The 25,084-nt window shown below is 49.7% G+C and carries 23 protein-coding genes; 3 read left to right on the forward strand and 20 right to left on the reverse strand.

The window, feature by feature from the left end:
- Nucleotides 1-17 precede the first annotated feature (17 nt).
- The 3 genes from mmuP to AC6B99_RS18475 form a co-directional block, all read right to left on the reverse strand.
- Nucleotides 18-1,391 (reverse strand): S-methylmethionine permease, encoded by a 1,374-nt coding sequence (mmuP, locus tag AC6B99_RS18465; RefSeq protein ID WP_056036179.1) that lies wholly within the window; start codon nucleotides 1,389-1,391, stop codon nucleotides 18-20.
- Between the two features lie 275 nt (nucleotides 1,392-1,666).
- The gene (locus tag AC6B99_RS18470) at nucleotides 1,667-1,834 is read right to left on the reverse strand and encodes a CxxH/CxxC protein (protein ID WP_063838033.1); all 168 of its coding nucleotides are present in this window, start codon (nucleotides 1,832-1,834) and stop codon (nucleotides 1,667-1,669) included.
- Nucleotides 1,835-2,111: 277 nt separating this feature from the next.
- Nucleotides 2,112-3,458 carry a trypsin-like peptidase domain-containing protein gene (locus AC6B99_RS18475; RefSeq protein ID WP_494861433.1) on the reverse strand — a complete coding sequence of 449 codons (1,347 nt, stop codon included), beginning with the start codon at nucleotides 3,456-3,458 and terminating at the stop codon, nucleotides 2,112-2,114.
- Between the two features lie 192 nt (nucleotides 3,459-3,650).
- Here AC6B99_RS18475 and AC6B99_RS18480 point away from each other — a divergent pair, with 192 nt between their 5' ends.
- On the forward strand, nucleotides 3,651-3,890 hold the full coding sequence (locus AC6B99_RS18480) for a hypothetical protein (RefSeq protein ID WP_056036173.1): 240 nt from the start codon (nucleotides 3,651-3,653) through the stop codon (nucleotides 3,888-3,890).
- Here the strand turns inward: AC6B99_RS18480 and AC6B99_RS18485 are convergent.
- From AC6B99_RS18485 to AC6B99_RS18555, 15 genes are all read right to left on the reverse strand, one after another.
- On the reverse strand, nucleotides 3,859-4,665 hold the full coding sequence (locus tag AC6B99_RS18485; RefSeq protein ID WP_056036170.1) for an MBL fold metallo-hydrolase: 807 nt from the start codon (nucleotides 4,663-4,665) through the stop codon (nucleotides 3,859-3,861). The genes AC6B99_RS18480 and AC6B99_RS18485 overlap by 32 nt on opposite strands.
- A 62-nt stretch (nucleotides 4,666-4,727) precedes the next feature.
- A complete protein-coding gene (gene yycI / locus AC6B99_RS18490) occupies nucleotides 4,728-5,465 on the reverse strand; it encodes a two-component system regulatory protein YycI (protein WP_494861438.1) in 738 nt (245 codons plus the stop codon).
- 14 nt (nucleotides 5,466-5,479) lie between these two features.
- Entirely contained in the window at nucleotides 5,480-6,841 is a 1,362-nt protein-coding gene (locus AC6B99_RS18495) for a YycH family regulatory protein (RefSeq protein WP_496663956.1), read from the reverse strand.
- Nucleotides 6,841-8,685 (reverse strand): cell wall metabolism sensor histidine kinase WalK, encoded by a 1,845-nt coding sequence (gene walK, locus AC6B99_RS18500; RefSeq protein ID WP_056036160.1) that lies wholly within the window; start codon nucleotides 8,683-8,685, stop codon nucleotides 6,841-6,843. Before walK ends, AC6B99_RS18495 begins: the two co-directional genes overlap by 1 nt.
- Nucleotides 8,682-9,446, reverse strand: coding sequence for a response regulator YycF (yycF, locus tag AC6B99_RS18505; protein ID WP_496663957.1), 765 nt, complete (start codon nucleotides 9,444-9,446; stop codon nucleotides 8,682-8,684). The genes walK and yycF overlap by 4 nt, the downstream gene beginning before the upstream one ends.
- A gap of 312 nt (nucleotides 9,447-9,758) precedes the next feature.
- The gene (locus AC6B99_RS18510; protein WP_496663958.1) at nucleotides 9,759-11,327 is read right to left on the reverse strand and encodes a peptidoglycan DD-metalloendopeptidase family protein; all 1,569 of its coding nucleotides are present in this window, start codon (nucleotides 11,325-11,327) and stop codon (nucleotides 9,759-9,761) included.
- 143 nt (nucleotides 11,328-11,470) lie between these two features.
- Nucleotides 11,471-12,310, reverse strand: a complete 840-nt coding sequence (locus AC6B99_RS18515) for a hypothetical protein (RefSeq protein ID WP_496663959.1) — start codon at nucleotides 12,308-12,310, stop codon at nucleotides 11,471-11,473.
- Nucleotides 12,311-12,428: 118 nt separating this feature from the next.
- Nucleotides 12,429-12,980 (reverse strand): NADPH-dependent FMN reductase, encoded by a 552-nt coding sequence (locus tag AC6B99_RS18520; RefSeq protein ID WP_496663960.1) that lies wholly within the window; start codon nucleotides 12,978-12,980, stop codon nucleotides 12,429-12,431.
- Between the two features lie 96 nt (nucleotides 12,981-13,076).
- Nucleotides 13,077-14,363, reverse strand: a complete 1,287-nt coding sequence (locus AC6B99_RS18525) for an adenylosuccinate synthase (protein ID WP_056036143.1) — start codon at nucleotides 14,361-14,363, stop codon at nucleotides 13,077-13,079.
- A 188-nt stretch (nucleotides 14,364-14,551) separates the two neighbouring features.
- Nucleotides 14,552-15,913 carry a replicative DNA helicase gene (gene dnaB / locus AC6B99_RS18530; RefSeq protein ID WP_056036140.1) on the reverse strand — a complete coding sequence of 454 codons (1,362 nt, stop codon included), beginning with the start codon at nucleotides 15,911-15,913 and terminating at the stop codon, nucleotides 14,552-14,554.
- 19 nt (nucleotides 15,914-15,932) lie between these two features.
- On the reverse strand, nucleotides 15,933-16,376 hold the full coding sequence (rplI, locus tag AC6B99_RS18535; RefSeq protein ID WP_056036137.1) for a 50S ribosomal protein L9: 444 nt from the start codon (nucleotides 16,374-16,376) through the stop codon (nucleotides 15,933-15,935).
- Nucleotides 16,373-18,340 (reverse strand): DHH family phosphoesterase, encoded by a 1,968-nt coding sequence (locus tag AC6B99_RS18540; protein WP_496663961.1) that lies wholly within the window; start codon nucleotides 18,338-18,340, stop codon nucleotides 16,373-16,375. The genes rplI and AC6B99_RS18540 overlap by 4 nt, the downstream gene beginning before the upstream one ends.
- An 18-nt stretch (nucleotides 18,341-18,358) precedes the next feature.
- Entirely contained in the window at nucleotides 18,359-19,309 is a 951-nt protein-coding gene (locus AC6B99_RS18545) for a DUF2232 domain-containing protein (protein ID WP_235533169.1), read from the reverse strand.
- 658 nt (nucleotides 19,310-19,967) lie between these two features.
- Nucleotides 19,968-20,390: a CBS domain-containing protein gene (locus tag AC6B99_RS18550; RefSeq protein WP_046232653.1), complete on the reverse strand. Its 423-nt coding sequence runs from the start codon at nucleotides 20,388-20,390 to the stop codon at nucleotides 19,968-19,970.
- A gap of 54 nt (nucleotides 20,391-20,444) precedes the next feature.
- Nucleotides 20,445-21,494, reverse strand: coding sequence for an LCP family protein (locus AC6B99_RS18555; RefSeq protein ID WP_099517888.1), 1,050 nt, complete (start codon nucleotides 21,492-21,494; stop codon nucleotides 20,445-20,447).
- 211 nt (nucleotides 21,495-21,705) lie between these two features.
- On the opposite strand from AC6B99_RS18555, the gene AC6B99_RS18560 reads away from it, so the two are divergent.
- On the forward strand, nucleotides 21,706-22,059 hold the full coding sequence (locus AC6B99_RS18560) for a DUF4870 domain-containing protein (protein ID WP_056036127.1): 354 nt from the start codon (nucleotides 21,706-21,708) through the stop codon (nucleotides 22,057-22,059).
- A gap of 208 nt (nucleotides 22,060-22,267) precedes the next feature.
- Here the strand turns inward: AC6B99_RS18560 and AC6B99_RS18565 are convergent, their stop codons facing one another.
- Nucleotides 22,268-23,035: a DUF1836 domain-containing protein gene (locus AC6B99_RS18565; RefSeq protein WP_056036123.1), complete on the reverse strand. Its 768-nt coding sequence runs from the start codon at nucleotides 23,033-23,035 to the stop codon at nucleotides 22,268-22,270.
- Between the two features lie 244 nt (nucleotides 23,036-23,279).
- Between AC6B99_RS18565 and AC6B99_RS18570 the strand changes: the two genes are divergently transcribed.
- Complete coding sequence (locus AC6B99_RS18570; protein WP_056036120.1) at nucleotides 23,280-24,602, forward strand: hemolysin family protein; 1,323 nt, start codon at nucleotides 23,280-23,282, stop codon at nucleotides 24,600-24,602.
- A gap of 77 nt (nucleotides 24,603-24,679) precedes the next feature.
- Here the strand turns inward: AC6B99_RS18570 and AC6B99_RS18575 are convergent, their stop codons facing one another.
- Nucleotides 24,680-25,075, reverse strand: a complete 396-nt coding sequence (locus AC6B99_RS18575; RefSeq protein ID WP_056036118.1) for a hypothetical protein — start codon at nucleotides 25,073-25,075, stop codon at nucleotides 24,680-24,682.
- Nucleotides 25,076-25,084: the final 9 nt, after the last annotated feature.

Below are 25,084 nucleotides of genomic sequence, written 5' to 3' on the forward strand. Positions count from 1 at the left end.
ACGCCCTGCCTAACTCGCTACTTCTTCACACGATAAAACGAATAATAGCTAATGTAGCACAGCGCAATAAACGGAACCCCGCAATACAGCGCAATCCGCTGTGTCGGATCGAACGCAATACCGATGCAGGACGCAAGACACAGCACGAACGAAGCAATCGGCACAAAAGGATACCACGGCGTCCGATAAGCCAGCTTGTCCACCGAGTTCCCCTCGCGAACATACTGCCTGCGGAACATAAACTGCGAAGCGCTAATGCTCATCCACACAACGACCACGGCAAGCCCTGATATCGAAACTAGAGCAATGTACACCGTATCCGGCGCGACAATGCTGGAGAGCAGCGCAAGTCCGCCGCCCATCATACTAAGAATGACAGCATTCAGCGGCACACCATGCTTTGTCAGCTTGGCGAACAAAGGCGAAATGGTCTTCTTGTCGGCTAGCGACCACAGCATCCGTGACGACGCATACAATCCGGAGTTAGCCGCCGACAAAATCGCTGTCAAAATAACAAAGTTCATCACATCCGCCGCATACGGCACGCCGACCCGCTCCATTACCGTGACGAAGGGACTTTCCGTTACCCCCGCCTCCGACATAGGCAGCAGTGCCGACAGCACAACAATCGTTCCAATGAAAAAAATAACGAGTCGAAACAGCGTCGTGCGAATCGCTTTCGGTATCGTCCGCTCGGGATTCACCGATTCTCCCGCTGCAATCCCGATCAACTCCGTGCCGGAGAAGGCGAAATTCACCGCCAGCATCGTCAATAAAATGGCAAAGGCTCCATTCGGGAACCAGCCTGCGCTCGTAATATTGGTCAACAAGGGCGCTGGAGCCGCATCCGCCATTGGGACAATGCCGAAGATCGCTCCCGCTCCGATAACTATAAACAGCACAATCGTCAAAACCTTTACAGACGAGAACCAAAATTCCGATTCCGCGAAAAACCGCACCGATCGTGCATTTAAGACAAAGATTAACGCAGCGAATAACGCGCTCCAAATCCATACATTAACCGAAGGGAACCAGCGCTGCATGAGCAGCCCAGCCGCCGTAAATTCCGAGCCTAACGCCACCGTCCAGGTGAGCCAGTACAGCCATGCGACGGTATAGCCCGTAGCGGGACCGAGATATTTTGCCGCATAGCTGTGAAAAGCGCCTGTCTCGGGCATATGTACCGACAGCTCGCCCAAGCACAGCATCACGAGATACACAGCAATAGCGCCAACCAGATAGGACAAAATCGCGCCAAACGGGCCTGCCTGCTGAATCGTATAACCGGAGCTTAAGAACAAGCCCGTCCCAATAACACCGCCCAGCGAGAGCATAACGATATGCCGCGTCTGCATTTTCCGCCTAAACTGCTGCTTACTTCCATTGTCCACGTTCATTCTCCTAAGTGTCATATTCGGACAAATAAAAACACACTCCCTTTTGAAAAAGAGTGCGCTGCTAACGAATCCGCATAAGCAGATTTCAAGTTTTTTTCGCCCCTGCAACAAGTTAACTTCAATATATCGGGCTGTCAGGTTCATGTCAATGTTAATATTGACCGACAGCCTGACACGCAGAGGAACACATTTTAAAATCCGCAAAAAATCGCTGGGCATATAGATACGCCCAGCGATAGATGAACACTATTCTTATATCGGTTCTTCCCTTATACGACCAAAAACAGTGCCCCATCATCGCATAAATCGCATTTGCGCGGCGGGTCCCAGTCTGCAAATTCCGTTTCCTTCAAATCCACGATATCCGGCGCGTCCTCATACTCATCAACGAACTTATCGATCGCTAGCTCCACGTGTTTTTTGCATACACAATACATAGTTGGTTCGCTTCCTCTTCTGCTTGATTTAATCAGGGTGTTGTCCCTTTGCCTTCCGTTAGCATAACAAACAACCTGCATATTGTGAAGCCCGCACCTTTCCGTCCTAAGAAAAACGCCTGGCGGCGTCCTCTGACAGCGCGGCGCGTTTCATTCCAAGAAATATAGAGAAAGGATGGAAACATCATATACTTTCCTATATTTTAAAGAAAAAAAGAGCCGCCGCAACAGGCTTCCTCCTGTCCACGACCGCTCTCCCTAATAGGATGACGATATTTTATTCTTCCACCTTATCGGTTAACGAAAGTTGCGCCGTCGTCAGCTTGCCGTCCCGGTAGAAGGTCACTTCTACCTTGTCGCCGATATGCTTCTTGGAGTACAGGTACTTCCGCAGCTCCATCGTGCTGCCAACCGCTTGCTTATCGAGCTTGACGATCACATCGTTGAAGAGGAGACCAGCCTCCTTCGCTGGACCGACCGCCTCCAGCACAATGACGCCCGCACGGACATCCTCCGGCAAAATAAGCTGCGCCGCGCCTTCAGCCTCATCGTCGCTGCCATCTGTCGAACTGCCGGCTTTCCCGCCAGCGCTGCCGCCCTGCTGCGCAAAATATTGCGCCAGGTCCATCGTGTACACGCCCAAATACGGACGCGGCACATAACCTTTTTCCAGCAAATCGTTTACGATTGGCATCGCATTATTCGTCGGAATGGCGAAGCCGAGGCCTTCCACGCCGATATCTGCGATTTTCATACTGTTGATGCCGACAACCTGGCCGTTCAAATTAATGAGCGGTCCGCCGCTGTTGCCTTGGTTGATGGACGCATCCACTTGAATAACCTCTTGCTCCCAATCATAGTTGCCATCCTGGTTCAACGATACAGGAACGATTTGCCGTGTTTTGCTCACGATACCCATGGATAAGGAATCGCCCAACCCGAGCGGATTGCCGATGGCAATGACGAATTCAGCCGGCTGCAAGGCAGAGGAATCGCCAATTTCCGCAACGGTATCAATGCCCTTGTCGTCGATTTCCAATACAGCCAGATCAGAAATTTGATCTTCGCCAATCATTTTCGCCGCGCGCTCTTCGCCGCTAATGAGCGTCACTTTAAGCGCATCCGCATCGACGGTGACATGGTAGTTTGTCATTATATAGGCTTTGCCATTTTCTTTTTTGAAAATAAATCCTGAACCAACGCCGGCCTGCTGCAAGCTGTTCTTCTCTATACTGTCTTTGCTTTCATTCTTGCTGCCATCGCCTTCATCATTCGGAACGCCCATGCTGAAAACCTGCCGCTGCTCATTAATAACGCTAACGACAGCTGGCCTGACCTTCGCTGAAGCTTGAATCGTCTTCATTTCCAGCGATTCGCTGTCATCGGACATCTTCGCCGTAGAAACCGCCTGCACTTTGGCGCTGCCGCCAACCCCGCCATTAAAGAACAGCCCGAACAGCAGCACAGCCGCTATTGCGCTTGTAGATGAAGAGATAAAGGCAATGCGCACACTGGACCAATTCCGCCTCGTCTGCTTGCTTGACAAGATGCGCCGCTCCTTGCTGAAGGCGCGTGTGCGTCTGGATACTTTCGTCGAATAGAAATCGTCATCGAATAATCCCATATCTATCTCTCCTCTCGATGTCCGGCCGACATCAAGACTATTTGGTATATCTCTCGATCGAAATAAATGCTGCTAGGAATAATTTCGGAAGATTGGACTACAATAATAATAGATTACAATCCGCAGCTAGAAAAATTTTTTGTTAAAAGATGATTTGCTTTCCACTTCATTGCCAAAGGAGCTTGATTTTTAATGAAAAAACCTACTTCCATCCCATCCGCTTGGGAGCATGTGCAGCTCGGCGCGATGCTCGCAGATCTGAAAGAGGAGCACTATCGCACCGTTCTGACCTTAAGCGCATTGCTAGAGCTTCTGCTAGAGAAAGGCATTGTTACAGTAGAGGAATTACAAGCCAAGACTAGCCAGCTTGACGGGCAAATGGATGAACAGCTGCACAAGCTTATTTCTTCTTCACTTCGTCCCATTCAGTAGGCTTGTCGTGATACGTGTGCCGCAGGGGGAAGTCCTCTTTTTTGAAGAAAATCCCGTTGTCTTCTAATATGTTATTAACGGTTAGCATCGCTAAGTCCATTAAATTATGATCAAGGCTAAGATGGGCCAAATACACCCGTTTTGTCCGGTCAGTCAGCAGCTCGCAGAGCGCTTCCCCAGCCGCTACATTGGATAAATGTCCGACGTCGCTTAAGATGCGCCGTTTCGTATTCCATGGATAACGCCCCATCCGAAGCATCTCCGTATCATGATTGGATTCCAGCACCAGCACATCCGAATCAATGATCGCCTGCTTCACCTTATCGCTCATATAACCAAGGTCGGTCGCCAAACTCAGCTTAACGCCCTGATCGACGAAGGTGTAGCCCACCGGCTCCGCAGCATCATGCGAAATCGGAAAAGACTGTATTTGCAGCGAACCGAAGTTCAGCGTATCTCCCGTCTCGATTACAATGCGCTTATCGGCATCGATTTTGCCCACATGCCGCTCCATCGCGCCCCAAGTCGCTTCATTCGCATAAATAGGCAGCTCGTGCTTGCGCGCAAACGCGCCGAGCCCTTTAATATGATCGGAGTGCTCATGCGTGACGAACAGCGCGTCCAGCTGATGGCCGAACACTCCGCGCTCCTTCATGAGCTCCTCCATTTTTTTGGCGCTTAGTCCCGCATCGACGAGTACCATCTTGTCGCCATTATTAATAATTGTGCCATTCCCCGTTGAACCGCTTGCCAGTACTGTAAACCATAGTCCCATTTCCGCCTCGTCCTATCCTTTCTCCCACTTGAGCCTGTCGCTGAATAACTCTGCGCCTTCTCCTACTGCTCCTTATCCTGGGCAACCTCACCGCTTACCGCATGGATATAATAAGGGCGGTCCGCATCCTCCACCAGCACACGCCAATAGGGCGCGGATACCTGCATCTCCGTATCGAACGTCTGTCCATGATAGCCAAGCTGGATATCGGTAATGACCGAGCCATCCGGCAAATTCCGCTCAATGAACGGCGCTACCGCTTTCGCTGCAGGCAGCACCGTCTGCTGCTTCGCATCATTGCTCTCCAGCACCTCAATGCGCGACTGCTTAAAACCTGTAATTTTCTGATTGCTGTAATACAGCTCCAGCTTGACCTCGAACAACGGCCGGTTATCGACCATCCGGTACAAGACGAATACACCTGCCTTGCTGCCCAATGGATCGAAAGCATACTGTTCAATGTCGGGAATTTGATCGCCTAATGCGGTCAGCAAATCCGCTTGCGAGAATACAATTCGTCTATCCACTGGCGTCTCCAGCTTCACAACTTCCTGCTCCTCCAGACTTTGCGACTGGAGCTGGTACGTTAAATCACGCATGCTTGGCGTTTCAAGCGGCAAGTTGGCGTTCAGCTCGATGCGCTTCTGCTTCATGACCAGGGCGGTGTCCGGCGGAAGCTCCGCGGAGTGATTGTTGATGTCCAACTGTTCCCGCACCTCTAGCCATACCTGATAGCCAAGCAAAATATTAAGCAGCAGGAAGCTGCCGATCAACACACTTTTCGCTCTGCTCCAATCCAAACGCCTCTCACCTCCTACTTCGCCGCTCCAGCCGTTCCTTCAGCACCATTCGTTGCTTCCAGCGGAATGTAGCCCGTTGGATAAGCCTCCATTAGCACTTCCTGCGTCCCATCCGCAAGCTTCACGCCCCATACGGGGACAAAATCCAGCTTGCTGCCTTCCTTCGGCACCGCCTGCAGTGCTGGGAACATACTAACGACCTCCGATAGCCTTGCATAACGCTCCAACGCATTGCGCAGATCATCGCCACCCGGCAAATAACGCGGCTCCCTCGATTCTGCCTGATCGCCAAGCGTAATCAGCGAACGGTTATACTCGGTCACCACGCCCTGCTGCAAAATCAGCCGAATCCAGCCGTACTGAAAGCCTGCCGCCTCCAACACCGGATATTGCTCCAAATATTGCTGGAACAGCACCGTTCTGCCCAGCTTGCTGTCCGTATCCAGTACAGGATTAACGAAGCGATGCGTGCCATCCCAGCCGCCATGCTGATTTACAAACTCCACTGCGGCGTACATATTATCGCTCAATATATTATCCGCGCTCTTCGACGCTGCCGGATCGGTATAAATCATCCAGTTGCCGCTTTGCTCCACTTGAAGCCCGCGTTTGCCATCGGTATAGATTTGTGCGCCGCTGCGATCCTTGAGCGCCTTCGTCGTTCCTGGATCGAAGAACAGATTGCGCTGCACCACATCCGCAGAATAAACCGTATACGGATAAACCATTTCCACCGACTGCAGCGGCTTATCCGGGATATACAGATCGCCGTCCGCATACTGGTAATTCGTCTGATATTCCCCGAACCCGACGTAATCCTGCACATCACGAACCGTCAAGTCGGCCTGAACCGATTCATAGACGATATCGCCATCAGCGCTAAAGAAGAAGGTCCGCACCTCTTCCGTATTGCTCGTTTTGAAAATCCAGATGCGGTCAATCGTCTCATTCAAAAACATAATGTCGCCCTGCACCTTAAGCAGCTTGCGCAGCAGATCAACAGGCACGCCATTCTGGAAGCGCAGCTCAACGCCGGCATCCTTCTTCCGCACCTGCTCCCAATCCATTACATCAATCGGGCTCCGCTGAAACCCTTTAAACTCGCGGCCCTGTATGCGATCCTTAAGAATCATGTTATAGAAGGTCATACCTGGATACAGCACCGTGTGCTTGTCCCCGCCGAAGTGGATAATCAGCTCATCGGGAAAAATAACGTTTTCCACCGTCGTCTCCTCGCCAAGCGGCTCCGCATTGATGTAGTCCTGCTCTGTGCGTACCGTAGCGCCAAGTCCAGGCATACTATAAGCGAGAAAATAGCTCTGCATGAGGCTAAAGGCGACCAAAAAAATTAATATCATCGTTTTCGCCCGTTCCATTAGCTCCGCTCACCGTCCTCTTCCAGCATCGGCAGCGTGAACGTAACCGTCGTCCCGACATTCAGCTCCGAATCAAGCGAAATCGTGCCGCCATGCGCTTTGACGATTTCCCGGGCAATGGACAAGCCGAGTCCGGTTCCGCCCATATTGCGCGAACGCGCTTTATCTACGCGGTAGAAACGGTCAAAGATTTTTTGCAAATCCCGCTTCGGAATGCCAATTCCCGTATCCTTGACGCTGATTGCAATTAGCGATTGCTCCTGCTTGCGGGCGCTCAGCTGAATTTTGCCGCCGTCCAGCGTATATTTAATCGCATTGGAAAAAAGATTGTCCAGCACCTGATCAATTTGATCCCGGTCCAGCCAAGCCTCCGTCAGCTCGCTATCGACCTGAATAGAAGCCCGAATCGACTTCTGGCGCAGTTGGAACGAGAACCGGTCTGCCACCTCGTCGAGCATATCGTGGATATTTGTCTGCCTGCGCCGCATAGGCGCCTGATTGGAATCCAGCCGCGATAAATGCAGCAGATCGGTTACGAGACGAATCATCCGCTCCGTCTCATTGCTGATGACGCCAACGAATCGCTCCGACAGCTCCCGCTCTGCTAGCGCTCCGTCATTCAGCGCCTCTGCATAGCTCTTGATCGTCGTCAGCGGCGTCCGCAGCTCATGGGAGACATTCGCAACGAACTGCCGGCGCGACTGCTCCAGCTTCTCCTGCTCGGTGACATCCTGCAGGACGACAATAGTGCCGGTCGTCCCTTTATCCCGGCGATGAATGGGCGTAAAGGTGACGCGCATAATCCCTTCCGCCTCATCCATTTCCGCTTCCTCGCCCCGGTCCAGAATGAGCGTCTGCTCCTTGCCCTGCCGCAGCTCGTCCAGCCGCTGCTGAGGCAGCGCAAGCAGCTCGGTCAGGCTGCAATTTTCGCAGCTTTTGCGATCAAGCATTTCCAGCGACCGCCGATTCCAGACGATGACCTTCCCATGCTCATCCGCTGCAATAACGCCATCGCTCATATTGGAGAGAATGGAATTCAGCTTCTCATTCTCCTCCTCATTGACCGACAGCGCCTCCTTGAGCCGGATCGTCATATCGTTAAACGCCATGCTGAGCCGCCCAATTTCATCATCGCCAAGCACCGGAACCTTGAAATCGAACTTGCCTTCAGCGACCGCTGCCGCCTGCCGGGTCAGTCCTTGAATCGGGCTCGTGATCGTGTGGGCAAGCAAAATGCCCAGCACCCCCGTCAGCCCCAAAGCAATAAGCGTTCCTGAGAAAAAAATCTGATTGACCCGGTTCACCGTGTCATACAGGCTGTCCATCGACGCGACCATGTAGACCGCGCCGAGCACATTGTCATTGTCGTTGTCCGTTACCGGCAGCGCAATGATCTTTTTCCGGACATTATTTTCGTCAATGATCTCTTCCTCGTTCTCTGGAATGCCCACCAGCGCCCGGCTCACGGCGAGCGACGGGTTTTTCTTGCCTACATAGGATTCCGGCACCTGAACGGACGTCGCAACGATTTTGCCGTTCGCGTCGAGCACCTGCACCTCTGTGCCGCTAATGCTGAACAAGTTGCGAACGACGAGACTGAGCCCTTCCGCGCTTTCCACATTCGTATCCAAATCCCCGCCGGGCTTGATCGATAAGTGGCGCGCCGCCAGCTTGGACAATATATCGGCCTGCTCCTTGAGGTTGTTCGTGAAGCTGTCCGTCAGCGACGTCTTAACCGTGCTGATGAAATAAACGCCAATTAACTGCATCGCTACCAAAATCAGCAGCAAATAAATAATGACCAGCTTCACTTGGATCGTGCGAAAAAATCGCCGCCCCATCATACGTAACCGTAACCTCCTGGCTTCGTGCTTCGCATCATATAGCCAAGCCCGCGCCGTGTCATAATGAACTCCGGCCTGCTCGGATCATCCTCGATCTTCTCGCGCAGCCTGCGGATCGTCACATCCACCGTTCGCACATCGCCAAAATACTCAAAGCCCCATACCGCCTGCAGCAAATGCTCACGCGTCATGACCTTGCCGCTGTTGCGCGCCATATAATACACAAGCTCGTATTCCCGGTGCGTCAAATCAAGCGGCTGATTGTCCTTGTAGACGACATACATGTCGGTATCAATGAACAAATTAAACAGACGCAGACCCTGCTTCTCCTGTTCAGCGTCCTGTCCGCCATCCGAACCGTGCACGCCTGCCGCACTTACCGTAACCTCAGCCGACTTCTGCTGCCGTCTTAGATGGGCCTTCACCCTTGCCAGCAGCTCGCGGGTGCTGAACGGCTTCGTCACATAATCATCTGCGCCAAGCTCCAGGCCGAGCACCTTATCGATTTCCGTATCCTTCGCCGTCAGCATAATGATCGGCATATGCAGCTTTGCGCGAACCTCGCGGCACACATCCATGCCATCCTTCACCGGAAGCATCAAGTCAAGCAGCATTAAATCCGGCTTCTCTGCGAAAGCAAGCTCCACAGCCTGTCCGCCGTCAAAAGCACAAATGACCTCGTAGCCTTCTTTCTCCAAGTTGAACTTCAATATATCTGCAATCGGCTGTTCGTCGTCGACCACTAAAATTTTACCGTGCATCGTCACACCGCCTGTCGCTTCCTAATTCTTATCTGTTTAATCTTCCCATACTTTAGGGTATAACTTTATACACATAGCAATACTATCTTACCATACTGCCATACCTAGTTCCCAATTAAAGTTCCTTCATGCGACTGGGCCAAGGTGAAACGGCTATCGCCGTCCTTTGGCGGCGCGGCGCGTTTCAGTCCGAGAAATATAAGCCAATTTATAGATGTGAAACTTATAAATGCTTATATTTTTAAAATAATAAAGGGAGCGCCGCCGCAAGCTTTCGCTTCGGCTGCACTCCCCCTGATGGTATAAGTCCGATTATAAATATTTCAACGGGTTTTGAAGCTCTCCGTCTTTATGAATTTCAAAATGAAGGTGGACACCGTAAGAACGTCCCGTGTTGCCCATAATACCCAGTGTATCGCCTTTTTCTAATATATCGCCTACGCTGACGCTAATCGAGTCAAGATGCCCGTACAGCGTTTCATATCCATTCTTATGATCAATGATGACTACATTGCCGTAGCCGTTCTTCGTGCCTGCAAAAATAACAACGCCATTGTCGGCTGCTGTAATCGTTTTGCCGCCCGTCATGTCAATCCCTTTATGCAATCGGCCCCAACGCGTTCCGAACGTACTGGACACCGAATAGCCCGATACGGGAGCAGAGAATAATCCCGTTCCTTCGCCCAAAATGACCTTCGTGCCCTTCATCATGACCGTTGGAACAGCTTCCTTAATGACCTGCTGGTCTACCAGCTCTTCGCTGATTAGGTAACCATTCTCTTTCACGATTTTGTAGGTCAGGCTCTTGGAGCCGCTGACGCCTGCACTAATCAGCTTGGATTCTCCAACACGCATCTCGTCGTTTTTCTGAACCTCGGTTGGCGGGTCGATCGTCACGATCTCCGTCAAATTCTCGGTTGTCCGGACCGACAGCTCCGGCTGGCGAACGGTAAGATCAAGCACATCTCCAACCTTGATCATATCATCTTCAATGCCTTTGTTATTCTCGTAAATCACTTGCGGTGAAATATCAAATTTCTGCGCGATACAACCGACGCAATCGCCTTGCTGTACCGTATATTTCGTTGGCTTAATCGTGCCCTCTACGAGCAGCTTGTACATATCATTGTCTGAAACGATGTCGCTAGGCGAAGTCGATACCGCATCCGTCTCCACCTTCTCTACGAAAGCAACATCCGTCAGTTCCTTGCCTGCCTTAGGTGTATTCTCGTCCGCCTTTTCTTCCTCTGGTGAAAAAGCGAGTGCGCGAACCTTCGTTGAATCCTTCTCCGTCTTCTCCTCCGGTGCATATTTGCTCTGCACGCGTGCCAGTACGGCGTCTGCTGCTGCTTGGCTCTTCACAATACCGATTACTTTGCCATTTACCTTCACCTCTACGCCAATAGCGTGGGTTGTAAGCAAGCCTTCCAGCTTCGCAAGCGTCTGCTGCGTATCTGGGTTGCCTTTGTAAGCACTTGTACTCGTATATGTAAGCTGACCTGATTCCACCATAATTGGAATATCTGGCGTTTCCTGCTGTGCTTCAGATGCCTTCTGCTCAAGCAGCGCTCCAACCTCCAGCGGGCTGCCGACCGTTCCTACTTCGGTGCCGTTCATATATAAGTGATAATAGTCATTCGTGTTAGCCTTAACGTATTGTATACCGCCAATTCCGACTGCTGCCAAAATCGCGATTATTCCGCCTGCAAGGATGATAGGTTTTTTATAGTTAGTAGCTGCTGTAGTTGTCGATGTCGCTTGCACTGCTGCGGACGGTTGTTGATTGATGCCTTTCGAGTCTTGTGTTCGGAATTGCCGAAAGAACTGAATGGAGGTATTCCACGCCTTTCGGATCCGACCCGTTGCCCTAAAATCGGTCATGATCGTCTCCTTCTCGCCTTAATGCCGCTATCTTAATTAGGTCTTCCGATTCATATCAGGGCCCTTTGTCCCGACAGAACACCCGAATATTACTTTAACATAGCCTTAATACGAGGAGCAACCTCTCCGAATACCGCTTAATATTAATATTTCTTCAGAATACTCATAATTTGCTCGTATTCTTCCTTGCTCAAATGCTGGGCAATGACCTGCTGAAGCTGGGTCAGCTCTTCATCTGTAAGGCCATTTTCCATGTAGCCGGATATCGTCTGCCAAGCTTCCTGGGGCAGCTTGGTCATTAATAATCCGAACAGCTCCGTCTTGTCCGTGTCGCTCATTTGGCTTTTGACCTGGTTCAGCTGATCCGTCGTAACCGCTGTTTCCGTACCGTCAATGGAGGAGCTGCCTGTGCCGGATTCTGATTCCGCTAAAGGCTGCTCTCCGTCCACTGCTTCCGCATCCCCGTTCGTCGTGCTGCCTTCTGTACCGCTTTCTGTGCTGCCCGCTCCTATGCCTGAGGCCGCGCCGCTATCCGCTTTCGTCCCGCCGCCAATGCCAATATCGGTAAGCGGCGGGGCCGTTTGCTGCCCGAAAGCATCAATCGCAAGCGGGGAATCTTCCCCTGCCCCTGCGTCCCCGCCTGAAGAAATCGCTCCATCTGGCTTCTGCACCCCCGTCTCTCCTTGCTCAGTCGAGCTGCCGCTGCTTGCCCCTGAGCTATCCTTTCCAGTCTGCGAGGCGCCAGACTGCCCTTTAGAGCCGCCTGTATCCGCCATCAGCGGATCAGCGCCCCACATTTTTCCCCATAATCCAGTTAGCGCCATCGGCTTTACTTCCAGAGGCAAATTATATTGCTTCAAAATCGTATCCAAATAACTGCTCACAATATAGCCCGTCGTCCAAATCGACAAAAAGCTTATAATGATTCCTGCTGCGACCGTTTTCGCCAGCCAGCCCGTCATCTTCCACATGCTCTCCACCATACCCTTCCTGCTTGACCCATCCGTATAATGAGACCTGCTAGCTCATAACATTTGAATGGTTTCTTTTACCATTATGGACAAGAGAAAGAGTGCATAACCGCTGCTTGGCGCGATGAATCTATAAAGCTTTGGAATGGGGCTTCCCCAGACTAGCCAGCATGGCGAGCAGTTGCTGCTTCGTTTCTTCATCCGTAATGGCGCCTTCTTTGCTCATCTTGAGAGTGATATGCGGAATCATCACTACGCCGTGATCTACGATAATAGCATTAATCATATTCAGCGTGAGCAGCAGCGAAGCATTGGCTTTATCCCCGCCCATCGGAGATGGCGATGCGGTGACGACCGCTACCCTCTTGTTGACGAATTCGCCAGAGGACACGATCCAGTCGAGCGCATTTTTCAAGGAGCCTGGAACGCCATTCCCGTATTCCGGTGTACAGATGAGGACGCCGTCTGCCTCCTTTAGCTGTCTCCGCAGCTCCCCAACCGTTGCTGGCCCTTCCTCTACATCCAAATCCGGATTAAAATGCGGCAGCTCGCCCAGCCCGCTGTAAACGCTGAAACGTACATGCTCCTCAGCAAGCACGATAATAGCATTCATAAGCGCAGTATTGGAAGACTTCTCACGCAAGCTCCCCGAAATGGCCAAAAGCTGAATCTCCTTCTTCATCCCTCATCATCCCTTTTCATTCATTATTGTGAAAAAAAAGAAAGAAGACAGCATTCGCAGCTGTCTTCCCCTTCTATATCCGTCTAACGGATTCGTCTATTCGTAAATAGCTACAACCGGATTTGTCTGCTCGCGGTTGCGGCCGACTGAGAAAATCGCAATCGGAATACCTGTCAGCTCCGATACGCGGTTCAAGTAATTGCGCGTGTTCACTGGCAGATCATCCAGCGTTTTTGCGCCAGAAATATCCTCGGACCAGCCTGGAAGCTCCTCATATACCGCTTCGCATTCCGCAAGCATTTTCAGGCTTGCTGGATAGTGCGTAATGATTTCGCCCTTATATTTGTAGCCAGTGCAAATTTTAACCGTTTCAATGCCCGTCATAACGTCAAGCGAGTTAAGCGACAAGCCTGTAATTCCGCTAACACGGCGAGCGTGGCGCACAACGACGCTGTCGAACCAGCCTACACGGCGCGGACGGCCAGTAACTGTACCGTACTCGTGGCCTTTATCGCGAATCAAATCGCCGATTGCATTGTTTTGCTCCGTTGGGAATGGGCCATCGCCTACACGTGTTGTATAAGCTTTCGCTACTCCGATAACTTGCTGAATTTTCGATGGGCCTACGCCAGAACCGATACATACGCCGCCAGCGGATGGATTGGACGAAGTTACGAATGGATATGTACCTTGGTCAATATCCAGCATAACGCCTTGCGCGCCTTCGAACAGCACCTTGTTGCCAGCATCAATCGCATCATTCAGTACAACGGACGTGTCCGTTACATACGAGCGAAGCACTTCAGCATAAGCGAGGTATTCCTCAACGATGCTGTCTGCATTCAGCGGCTCGCCGCCGAATACTTGCTCAATCACTTGGTTTTTCTCAACAACAAGACGGCGCAGCTTTTGCTCAAACTCTTCTGCATCCATCAGATCGGCAATCCGAATGCCGTTGCGAGCGGCTTTATCCATGTAGCAAGGACCGATGCCTTTGCCCGTTGTACCAATTTTATTATCGCCTTTACGCGTTTCTTCCAATGCATCAAGTACGATATGATAAGGCATAATGACATGGGCACGATCGCTGATTTTCAAGTTCTCAGTCGAAAACCCGTTTTCTTGAATATAGTTAATTTCTTCAATTAGCGCTTTAGGGTTAATAACCATACCATTACCGATGACACACACTTTATTGTGATTAAAAATACCCGAAGGTACCATCGTTAATTTATATTTCTTATTGTCAATGAGAATAGTGTGCCCGGCATTGTTACCGCCTTGATAGCGAGCGACGACGTCGGCGCCTTCAGCCAGATAATCGGTAATTTTGCCTTTTCCTTCGTCTCCCCACTGCGTACCAACCACAACAACCGTAGACATAAACATACCCCCGTCCGGTGTATAGACACACCGAAATTTACTGTTCTTCTATTGCACCGGTTTTCCCTTTCGTACGAGAACAACGGGTGTCACACGAAGACAGCAATATTAGTGTAGCAGTACCCGAAATAGAAGTCAAACTAAAAACGAACAATTGTAGAAGTAGCTCTACAATTGTTCGGATATCATTAAGATGCCTGCGATGGATCCTCATGAGAACGGTCCAAGCTGACGAATTTATTGAAATTTTTCAGAAACACCAGCTCTACCGTACCAACGGGTCCATTCCGCTGCTTGGCGATAATGATCTCGATAATATTCTTTTTCTCCGATTCCTTATCATAATAATCATCCCGATAAAGGAAGGATACAATATCAGCATCTTGCTCAATCGAACCGGATTCCCGAAGGTCGGACATCATCGGACGCTTGTCCTGACGCTGCTCAACGCCCCGGCTGAGCTGCGACAGCGCGATAACAGGCACTTCAAGCTCACGGGCAATCTGCTTCAGGGTACGGGAAATTTCCGATACTTCCTGCTGCCGATTTTCCCCTGCCTTGCCGCGGCCGGAAATGAGCTGGAGATAATCGATCAAAATCATGCCAAGCCCGCGCTCTTTCTTCAGACGACGGCATTTCGCACGAATATCGGCAACCGTTATGCCGGGCGTATCATCAATAAAGATTTGCGCCTCGGATAAGGCACCAATCGCCATCGTCAGCTTTTCCCAGTCGTCGCCCTCCAGATAACCTGTCCGCATCCGTCCTGCATCCACGTTCGCTTCTGCACAAATCATACGCTGCACAAGCTGGGCTGCCGACATCTCCAGACTGAATATGGCGACGGTCTCGCGTGCGCGCACGCCGACGTTTTGGGCAATATTCAGCGCAAATGCTGTCTTACCAACGGAAGGACGGGCTGCAACGATAATAAGATCGCTGCGCTGGAAGCCGGACGTCATTTTATCCAAATCGACAAAGCCCGATGGAATGCCTGACGTACCGCCTTTGTTCATATACAAATGCTCGACCTTCTCAAACACTTCCATCAGCACGTCGCGGATAGATATAAACCCGCTGCTGGAACGCCGATTGGAAATTTCGAGAATTTTCTGCTCCGCATCGCCGAGCAGCGCACCCACCTGCTCTGTTCCGGCATAACCTTCGGTTACGATATTCGTAGCCGTGCGGATCAGACGCCGCAGCAAGGATTTCTCCTCTACGATCTGCGCGTAATAATCGACATTCGCTGCCGTTGGAACGGAGCTGGCCAGCCGTGCCAAATAAGACACGCCGCCAATTTCGTCGAGCAGCTGCTGATCCTGCAAATGCGCAGTCAGCGTGACAAGATCGATCGGCTGATTATTTTCAGCCAGCTCAATCATCGCTTCATATATGCGCTGATGGGGGCCGCTGTAAAAATCTTCACTGCGAAGACGCTCCATAGCTGTAATCAGCGCTTCCGCCTGCAGCAGTACGGCACCGATAACGGCTTGTTCCGCCTCCATGTTCTGCGGCGGAACGCGATCAAACTTCAGCTCTGTACTCATCATTTCCCCCTATAATCTATTATTCCTCCGTTGTTTGAACGCGCAGCTTGGCTTTCACTTCAGGATGCAGCTTCACAAGCACTTCCGTCATGCCAAGTGTGCGGATCGGTTCTTCCAGCTCAATTTTACGTTTGTCGACCTTAACGCCTTGTGCAGCAAGCTGCTCGCCGATTTGCTTGGATGTGATGGCGCCGAACAGGCGGCCGCCTTCGCCAGCCTTCGTCTTCAGCACGATCGTCATTTCCTCCATCTTCTTCGCAAGCGTCTTCGCATCTTCCTTCTCCTGCGCTTTACGCTTCTGCTCGGAAGCATTTTGCACTTCGAGCGTCTTCAGATTGCCGTCTGATGCTGGCTTTGCCAGTCCTTTAGGAAGTAAAAAATTACGCACATAACCTTCGGATACGTCTTTAACCTCACCTTTTTTTCCTTGTCCCTTAACATCTGCCAAAAAAATTACTTTCATTCAAATAACCCCTCTTCCTTATCAATTTCTTTTAGTACCGCTTTAAGCTTCTCCGCAACTTCACTAACGGTGCCTTCAAGCTGGGCGGCAGCGTTCGTTAAATGCCCGCCTCCGCCCATTCTTTCCATTACGACCTGCACGTTCATGTCGCCAAGCGAACGCGCGCTAATACCAATTAGGCCGTCTGTGCGCTCGCCAACGACGAACGATGCCAAAATATCGGTCATATTGAGCAGCGTATCTGCTGCCTGCGCAATCAACAGCTGGCCAACCTTGCGGCCCGGCTCGGTAACCGCAATCGCGATATGCTCATAATGCACGCTCGCATGCTTAATAATATCCGCCTTGCGGACATACTCTTCCAAATCTTCCTTCAGCATCCGCTGCACCAGCATCGAATCCGCACCGTTGCGACGCAGGAACGATGCCGCCTCAAACGTTCTCGCACCGGTACGAAGGGAGAAGCTCTTCGTATCTACCGTAATGCCAGCGAGCAGCGCGGTCGCTTCCCGGACATCAAGCACAATCCGATCCGCAATGTATTGAAGAAGCTCGGCAACGAGCTCGCAAGTGGAGGACGCATACGGCTCCATATAAACCAGCAGCGCATTCGCAATAAACTCCTCGCCGCGGCGATGATGGTCGATGACCACGATTTTCCCATGCGCTCCAATGAGCCGCGGTTCCTTCACCATCGATGCCTTATGGGTATCGACGACAACCGTCAGCGTCTTATTGTTCGTCATGGACATCGCCTGCTCCGGCGTAATGAACCGTTTGGAGAAACGCTCATCCTCGCGCAGCATCTCCATCATTTTCTGAATCGAAGGATTAATGCCCTCCAGCACGATAAAAGCTTCCTTGCCGAATATTTGCGCCGCCTTCGTAATCCCAATAGCTGCGCCGATTGCATCCATGTCCGGCATCTTATGGCCCATAATAATAATATTGCCGCTTTCCTTAATCAAATCTCTAAGCGCATGCGCCACGACGCGAGCCCGAACGCGGGTCCGCTTCTCGACCGCATTGGACTTGCCGCCATAGAAGGACTGCCTGCCGCCGATTTTGACAGCTGCTTGATCCCCGCCGCGCCCAAGGGCAATATCAAGGCTGGATTGCGCCCACTGTCCCAGCTCGACGATGCTCTCTGCCTCGGCTGCAAAGCCAATGCTGAGCGTTGTTGGGATTTTCTGATCACAGGTCAGCTCACGAACTTCGTCGAGCAGGACAAACCGCGATTGCTCCAGCTGTCTAAGGGTCTTGAGGTCCGTAATGAGCATAAACCGGTCTGAGGTAAGTCGCTTAATATGAAGCTGATAGCGCTGCGCCCACTCGGTAATCTCTGTCGTCACCTTGGACAGCAGCGCCGAACGCTGATTATCGTCCATGCCCTGCGTCACTTCATCCAAGCTGTCAATCATGACGATACCAAGTGCCAGCTTCTCTTCTTCATATTTCTTGGAGAGATGCCAGAGCTCCGTAATATTTTTCACATACAAAATACGTTCTTCCGGCTTGAAAATCAGTTGAAAAACATAGTTCCCCACTATAACCTGCTGCTCTGCCTCGCGTTCCTTGTCCTTTGACTGGTGCAAGGAGGGGAACAGCTCTGCGATGGTCTGGCCCACGACAGAATCATGGCCCAAAATCTCAGCAATATAAGGGTTATGCCATTCAACCGTCTTGTCTTCATTATACAATATAATACCGAAAGGAAGCTCGCTAATCACATCATTGCCAGCCTTCTTTACCCGGTAAGAAATCGTACCTAAATACGTTTTTAAATCTTTGCGGAACGCCCGCTCCGCCAGAAAACCATATACGCTGAAACCGATCATAAACAGCAGAGCAATAAGCCCGATTCGCCATTCGAACCAAGCAAGTGCTGTCGTCATAACCGCCATAATAGCGAAAGCCGCCAACTGATGCATGCCATGCCAGCGAACAACTAAAAACTTTGGCATTTCCTGATCGCTCCTGTGCTAGGATTTCTTCGTAAATGACTTGCGGATGGGGAAAGCAGCATCAAGCACACCGATTAAGCTAAGCGGTGAGAAAATTAGTACAGGTATTGCAATCAGCACCGGGATAGCCGGGTTCCATTTGCGTTCATGAGCCAAATAGAAGAAGAAACCGACGGCTTGAATTGCAAAAGCCAGCCTCAGCAATGGCAGCAAATTAAGCACTGCTACTCCGATGAAGGATTTGCTGTCAGGACTGACAAACAGGCTTAGAATGTAAACAATCACATAATAAATGACTAAAACCCGCGGCAGCATCCAATCTTTCGCCAGCGGCATTCTCGGCACCTCAATGCCTGAAGAACCAAGCACACGCCGTGAAATATACTGGGTAACAACAGCGTAAAAGAACGATACGCTAATAACAGCGAGCGGAATCGTATTCAGCATCATTTGAATGAGCATCTCGGTATACTCATCGCTCCATTCCACAGGAAGCAAAGGCTGCAATTGTGGATCATTAAATACGGAGCGAACAAAATTGCCCATTTCGCTAGTCAGAGACAAATCTAAAATCACTTCAAAAGCTGCAAATTCCATCAAAAACAGTACAAGCAGCGTAATAACCGTTCTTGACAGCACTTTATGTGCAGGCAGCTGCTTCTTGAACATATGCCCCATCACTATAGAGGGAACAAGGAAAAACAAACCGATAATTAACGCTGGAGCTCCTAATATGAGGAAGGACAGCACCCATACCGGCAGCATATGCAGAATGAACCCACGCGCGGGAAGCGCTGTGTACAACACCACATAAGGAACCATAAGAAACAATATGGTCAAAATATTAAGAACAGGTACAGCTATGGACAATAACAGGAGCAGTGCTGCCGCGCTCCATAAAACAGATTTCATACCGGTCTTCAAACCGTTCACCTCTTGCACATGTATATTCGTAATTCTTGCCGCCATGCTTGCCAGACCCCATTATATCATAAATAAGCTTCACCGCATCCAACAAGCGTAAACGGCATTGGCATACTTTGTGGGCAATGCTCGTTTCGCGATGAAATAGAAGCTTATTTATATAGACAAATTTATAATACCTTATATTTCAAGCGTAAACGGCTTTACCTTACTTTGTAGGCAATGCTCGTTTCGCGATGAAATGTTAGGACGTGTATGCCAACGTAAGCGAGCCAAATGATAATCGAATGTAGCTTCATACGTATTCCTACTCCTACTGGGAATATCACCTATCCTGAATGTGAATCCACGTAACGAAAGGCAATGGCGTACTCTTCGATTAGGGGCTTTATGCCTTTACATCTTGAACAAAGATAAACTTGGCGGACACAGCAGCAGCTATTTCAACAGAATCGCAGGTTTGGGTACAGCTTGCGGACTCAGGAGCCGCTAATGCGCTGCAAATAGCCATTTTGGCGGGAAAATTAAGACAATAACGCCTTTCCAGTCCGCTTAGAGCCAGAAACCGTATCAAAAGCCAGAATAGCGGAACCTCAGTCCGTCAAAAATGGAGTGAGCCTCCCGAACTGCGTGATCTCAGCAACAGAGGTCTTACATTGATAAAAGGCGAAGAGCTGCTGCTCTCCGCCTTCCTTGAAAAAGACTATGCTTCAATCGCAATCGCGCTTTGCATAATCGTCTGGCAATAATCAATAATTTCACTGCGCCGCACAATGCCAATAAAATGCTCGCTGTCATCGACGACCGGCACAAAGTTCTGCACCTTCGCCAGCATAATGAGGTCTTCCATGTTCGCGTCAATTCGAACCGAGCGGTGATTCAGCCGCAGCGGGACGTCCGCCAGCTTGACTTTATTCGTCATTTCGAAAGTCAGCTCCGGCCTATTTTTCATAAACCATAATAAATCGCCTTCTGTGACAGCACCTGCATATTCGCCTTCGGCATTAATAATCGGTACGGCTGTATAACGGTGATGCTCCATTTTCTCCAGCGTCTGCCTAAGTGTTGCGTCATGCGTTACCGTTACGACTTCCTGCTTGGGCAGCAGAAAAAACGCAATGTTCATCCGTCACTCAACTCCATTTCTTCCTTCGCTTACCGCCATGAGACTGCCTGCAGTCTACTCAGCGTCGCTTGCGCTGGACAATGAGCCAACCGGCTTCTGCACTTTAGAAGCGTACTCATCCGGCATAATTAAATCCTGCTTTGCCGTATCGGGGTTCAGCCAGCTGCCAATCATCGCCTGCGTCTTGGACAAATCGTCTTTATCCGCAAAATAATACCATGCGCCGCCGTTCGTCAGCCTGTGTCCCTCGCCTTTCAGCGTATGGCTGTATATCGTGCGGTTATCCTGCTGCAGCAGCTGCTGTGCCAGCTTGATCATCTGGTCAGGCTGGATGTCCGTACTGAAATTTTCACCCATAATGTCAATCAGATCAGGAATTTTGCTCCATTGGCCGACCTCAGATACTTTATCCAGCAGCTGGTTCAGAAAAATTTGATGTCTTCCCGTACGGCTCATATCGCCTCCGGCATCTTCACGGTAACGAACATAATTCAGCGCATCATTGCCATTATATACATCCTGACCGCCTTTCACGACAAACTTTTCGTGATCGGGATCTTTATTTACTATATCTTCTGCAATCGGCAGGGAAATCCCTCCCATTGCATCAATAACATCTCTGAACCCTTGAAAATTAATAGCGGCATAATAGTTGATAGGCTGGTTAAATAGATTTTCGACCGTCTCTATCGCCATCTTGGCTCCACCAAATGCGTACGCATGCGTAATTTTGTCCTCTTTGTTTTTACCCACAATTTCCGTATACGTATCACGCGGGATGGACACCATGAGAATAGCGCCGTCCTTCGGACGTATGACCGTATAAATCATCGTATCCGATCTTCCCGTCTCCTTGCCGCGCTGGTCAACACCGAGCAGCATAAGTGCGAACGGATTCGTATTCATATTGCCGACCTGAATAGGTTCGCGGCCTTCTATTGGTTTATAGGTTTGCTCCAGTTGGGTAGCTACCTGATCGGAGAGAAACCAGTTGAAGCCCAGCATAGCAAGCGCTCCACGATTGAAATAGCCCGCCGTTCCAAGCACAAGCACCGCTGCGCAGAGCGTATATATCCACTTCTTCTTTTTTGTCCATTTTGACATTGCTCTAACTCCTAACTAGTAAGATTATAGTGCTCAAGAAGCACACTCATCATCATAAACGACAACACTAAGCCATAAGTTACAAAACTTTTACAAGACTTTGCTACCAAATGATGTATTCTAGCGAGTTTTGGCAGGAATAATAGCGGGTAAGGAAGAATATAGTGTAACGCACATTCATTTTTAGAATCAGAAAGGATGACCTACACAAATGCAACAATTTAATCAACCTGATCAATCCTCAACTGGGCTCGATCCTAAGGTCGCAGCGCTGCTTTGTTATGTTTTGAGCTTTGTCACTGGAATTATCTTCCTTGTATTGGAGAAAAACAGCCGGTACGTGAAATTTCATGCAATGCAATCGATTATTACATTCGGCGGCTTAACCGTGGTCATGATGGTGCTGAACATCATTCCGTTTATCGGGTCACTGATTAGCGCCCTGCTTGGTATTCTCGGCTTCGCTCTCTGGATCTTCCTGATGCTTCAAGCTTACCAAGGCAAACAATTCAAGCTGCCTTACGTTGGCGACATCGCCGAGAAGCAAGCTGCACAATTCAAGTAATTTGGTCAAGGTGAAACGGCTGGCTCCATCCTTTGGTGGGACGGCGCGTTTCATTCCGAGAAATATAGAGAAAGGATAGCGTTTCGATATACTTTCCTATATTTCAAAAATAAGGCTCCCGTCCGCTTTAGGATAGGAGCCTTATTATTTACCCGCCTTGCGCACACTTGCACAGCCGGTCTAATCGGACAGGTCCCCTGCCGCATCATTACCGATGCAGAAACAGGGTAGCATTCAAATACCGGCGAGCCAGCGAGTGGAAATACGCCGTCTGGATCGAAATCGCCGCAATGAACAAAATATTGCGGAGCGCCTCCGACTGGTCGTTCGTCAAATCCGGCAGCTTCTGGGCAAAACGGTCCGCCGATGCTCTAATCGCATTTTCCGTCAATGCATCCTGCTTGCTGCCGCCCTTCACATGGCCAAAGGTATCTAGAAGCTGGTCATTATTCGCATCCAGCTCTTCAAACATGGCCGAGTAAGACGCATATAGCTCAAGCGGGCCAATTAGATCGGCCGATTCATCCTCCGGCTTGATGAATAAAATCTCAAGCAGCTTGCGAATCGACTCAAAATCGAGATTCGACTTCAAATCATCAATGACGAACAACAGCGCCGCTTGATTCAGCGAATATTTTTTGCCCATTTTTGGACAATTGAAATACGCCTTAAAATCGCGCTTCACCCAATTCTGCATAGAGGTAATAGACATGTTGGAATACTCCACCATATGGCCGAGCGTAGCGATTTCCTGCAGTGAGAAGCCTCTCACCTCATTGCCTTTTATCATCTTCTCCAGAATGGGGGGAAGGGCCGTGGATAAGAAGGCTGGCAGGGAAGCTCCAGCTTCCAATGCATTGCGGTGCGTCTTCTTCCAGGCATCCTGCAGCACCTGCAAAGGACGATGTCCATCCTGTCCATCCAGCGCCATCAGCAGGCAAGCCATTTCTTTTCGAGTAAGCGTGAAAGACTCCATATCGCTTTCCTCCTACTTGTACTGAACCATTTCAAGTTCGAATGAACTTATCATACGCCCGTGATATAGGAATGTAAAGATGAGATAATAGCCAATAATATCAACATTTTTCGCATTTTTGCCTGTAATTTGCCTCATATGGCCTGCTAACAACGAATGGCGAGATTGCATATTGACCCTTGAGTTCGGTATATTAGTTCATAAGAACTTAAAATTCATTTAAAAAGGATAGTGAAAAGTAGACATGGGTATAGGACTTAATCTGTTATTGATTGCATTATTAATTGTGATGACTGCCTTTTTCGTAGCAACGGAATTTGCTGTTATCAGGCTCCGGGCAAGCCGAGTCGATCAATTAGTGCTTGAAGGCAAGAAAAACGCTCTTGCCGTACAACAGGTTACAAGCAATTTGGATGGTTATCTGTCGGCCTGTCAGCTTGGTATTACCATTACAGCGCTCGGGTTAGGTTGGCTAGGTGAACCGACAGTGGAGAAAATCCTGTTCCCTCTTTTTCAACAGCTTAGTATAAGTAGTGAAGTCAGTCACGTATTGTCCTTTATTATCGCTTTTGCTTCCGTAACCTTTCTGCACGTCGTTATTGGTGAGCTTGCTCCGAAGACGTGGGCGATTCAAAAAGCGGAATTCATCAGCTTTACAGTAGCAAAGCCAATCATCTTGTTCCACAAAATTATGTATCCTTTCATCTGGGTATTGAACGGTTCTGCAAATGCGCTTGTGCGCTTGTTCGGACTAAAGCCGGTGAAAGAGCATGAAGACGCTCATAGCGAAGAAGAAATTCAGATTATTCTGAATGACAGCTACCAGAGCGGCAAAATCAACAACACGGAGTATGGCTACGTGAGCCGCATTTTCGCTTTTGACGAAATGCTCGCGAAGGAGATTATGGTGCCCCGCACCGATATGATCTGCCTGTATTCCAATAAATCGTTAGTTGAAAACATGGAAATCATTCATAAAGAACAATATACACGCTTTCCTGTCGCACAAGACAGCAAAGACAACATTATCGGCATGATCAATACGAAGCAAATGTTTTTGCAATTTCATCATAATAAAGAGTTTGATTTCAAAAAGCTGATCCATCCTGTACTTACGGTTTCCGAAGTGCTGCCTGTCAAAACGCTGCTCAAGCGCATGCAGCAGGAGCAAGTGCATATCGCCATTTTGATGGATGAATACGGCGGAACGTCAGGCCTCATTACGATTGAAGATATTTTAGAAGAAATTGTTGGCGAAATTCGTGATGAATTTGATGCTGACGAGCGCAAGGACATTGAGAAGCTTGCTGACAACTGTTACCTGCTTGACGGCAAAGTATCACTCGACGAATTGAGCGAGCTTACAGGGGTCAATCTGGAGCATGAGGAAGTCGATACGGTCGGCGGCTGGCTGTACAGCGAAATTCAAGATCCGCGCATCGGCAAAGAACTTCATCATCATAATATGCGATTTATTATTCGTGAGATCGGCAAGCACCGAATTAAGAAGGTTGAGCTGATCATTGAAACGGATGAAATAGAGACTCAGGTCGAGACAACGGCCTAAGGCCAATAAAATAAAAACGGGGTGCATCTCTTAAATGAGAGGCGCCCCGTTTTTTCGAATGTTTTGTTGCCCCTGCCTCATGACGGAGACCATGTACGATGAAGCCCTGAAATGATAGAGATTACAACGAGCGAGCAGACAAGCGAAAGCGGAACAGCGCTGCCCGTTAAATAGCAAATACCCCCGATCAAAAGGCCGCCTGCGCCGTTAAACAGAATAAACTTAGTAGCTGCTCTTGCCCTTGTACCGCCTATACGAAATGCAGCATAATGGATCGCACACATAAGGACATGTATAACGTATAAACTAGCAAAAAATATAAAGAACACAGCAAAACCGAAATCCCCATTGATGTCCGTTTCATGCGATAAAAAATAGTAATCCGCTTTGATCCATACAAAGCTGTAAATCGCGCTTAAAATAAAGGACACTGCGCTGACATTGACGATAAATTCTTTTTGCAATTTCCCCATAACCGACTC

The sequence above is a fragment of the Paenibacillus liaoningensis genome (assembly GCF_059609455.1).

Bases quoted from the DNA above. Each gene is read 5' to 3' on its own strand.
- AC6B99_RS18470 (WP_063838033.1), bottom strand. From the start codon at position 1,834: ATGTATTGTGTATGCAAAAAACACGTGGAGCTAGCGATCGATAAGTTC.
- AC6B99_RS18475 (WP_494861433.1), bottom strand. From the start codon at position 3,458: ATGGGATTATTCGATGACGATTTCTATTCGACGAAAGTATCCAGACGC.
- AC6B99_RS18480 (WP_056036173.1), top strand. From the start codon at position 3,651: ATGAAAAAACCTACTTCCATCCCATCCGCTTGGGAGCATGTGCAGCTC.
- AC6B99_RS18485 (WP_056036170.1), bottom strand. From the start codon at position 4,665: ATGGGACTATGGTTTACAGTACTGGCAAGCGGTTCAACGGGGAATGGC.
- AC6B99_RS18495 (WP_496663956.1), bottom strand. From the start codon at position 6,841: ATGGAACGGGCGAAAACGATGATATTAATTTTTTTGGTCGCCTTTAGC.
- walK (WP_056036160.1), bottom strand. From the start codon at position 8,685: ATGATGGGGCGGCGATTTTTTCGCACGATCCAAGTGAAGCTGGTCATT.
- yycF (WP_496663957.1), bottom strand. From the start codon at position 9,446: ATGCACGGTAAAATTTTAGTGGTCGACGACGAACAGCCGATTGCAGAT.
- AC6B99_RS18510 (WP_496663958.1), bottom strand. From the start codon at position 11,327: ATGACCGATTTTAGGGCAACGGGTCGGATCCGAAAGGCGTGGAATACC.
- AC6B99_RS18515 (WP_496663959.1), bottom strand. From the start codon at position 12,310: ATGGTGGAGAGCATGTGGAAGATGACGGGCTGGCTGGCGAAAACGGTC.
- AC6B99_RS18520 (WP_496663960.1), bottom strand. From the start codon at position 12,980: ATGAAGAAGGAGATTCAGCTTTTGGCCATTTCGGGGAGCTTGCGTGAG.
- AC6B99_RS18525 (WP_056036143.1), bottom strand. From the start codon at position 14,363: ATGTCTACGGTTGTTGTGGTTGGTACGCAGTGGGGAGACGAAGGAAAA.
- dnaB (WP_056036140.1), bottom strand. From the start codon at position 15,913: ATGAGTACAGAGCTGAAGTTTGATCGCGTTCCGCCGCAGAACATGGAG.
- rplI (WP_056036137.1), bottom strand. From the start codon at position 16,376: ATGAAAGTAATTTTTTTGGCAGATGTTAAGGGACAAGGAAAAAAAGGT.
- AC6B99_RS18540 (WP_496663961.1), bottom strand. From the start codon at position 18,340: ATGCCAAAGTTTTTAGTTGTTCGCTGGCATGGCATGCATCAGTTGGCG.
- AC6B99_RS18545 (WP_235533169.1), bottom strand. From the start codon at position 19,309: ATGGCGGCAAGAATTACGAATATACATGTGCAAGAGGTGAACGGTTTG.
- AC6B99_RS18550 (WP_046232653.1), bottom strand. From the start codon at position 20,390: ATGAACATTGCGTTTTTTCTGCTGCCCAAGCAGGAAGTCGTAACGGTA.
- AC6B99_RS18555 (WP_099517888.1), bottom strand. From the start codon at position 21,494: ATGTCAAAATGGACAAAAAAGAAGAAGTGGATATATACGCTCTGCGCA.
- AC6B99_RS18560 (WP_056036127.1), top strand. From the start codon at position 21,706: ATGCAACAATTTAATCAACCTGATCAATCCTCAACTGGGCTCGATCCT.
- AC6B99_RS18565 (WP_056036123.1), bottom strand. From the start codon at position 23,035: ATGGAGTCTTTCACGCTTACTCGAAAAGAAATGGCTTGCCTGCTGATG.
- AC6B99_RS18570 (WP_056036120.1), top strand. From the start codon at position 23,280: ATGGGTATAGGACTTAATCTGTTATTGATTGCATTATTAATTGTGATG.
- AC6B99_RS18575 (WP_056036118.1), bottom strand. From the start codon at position 25,075: ATGGGGAAATTGCAAAAAGAATTTATCGTCAATGTCAGCGCAGTGTCC.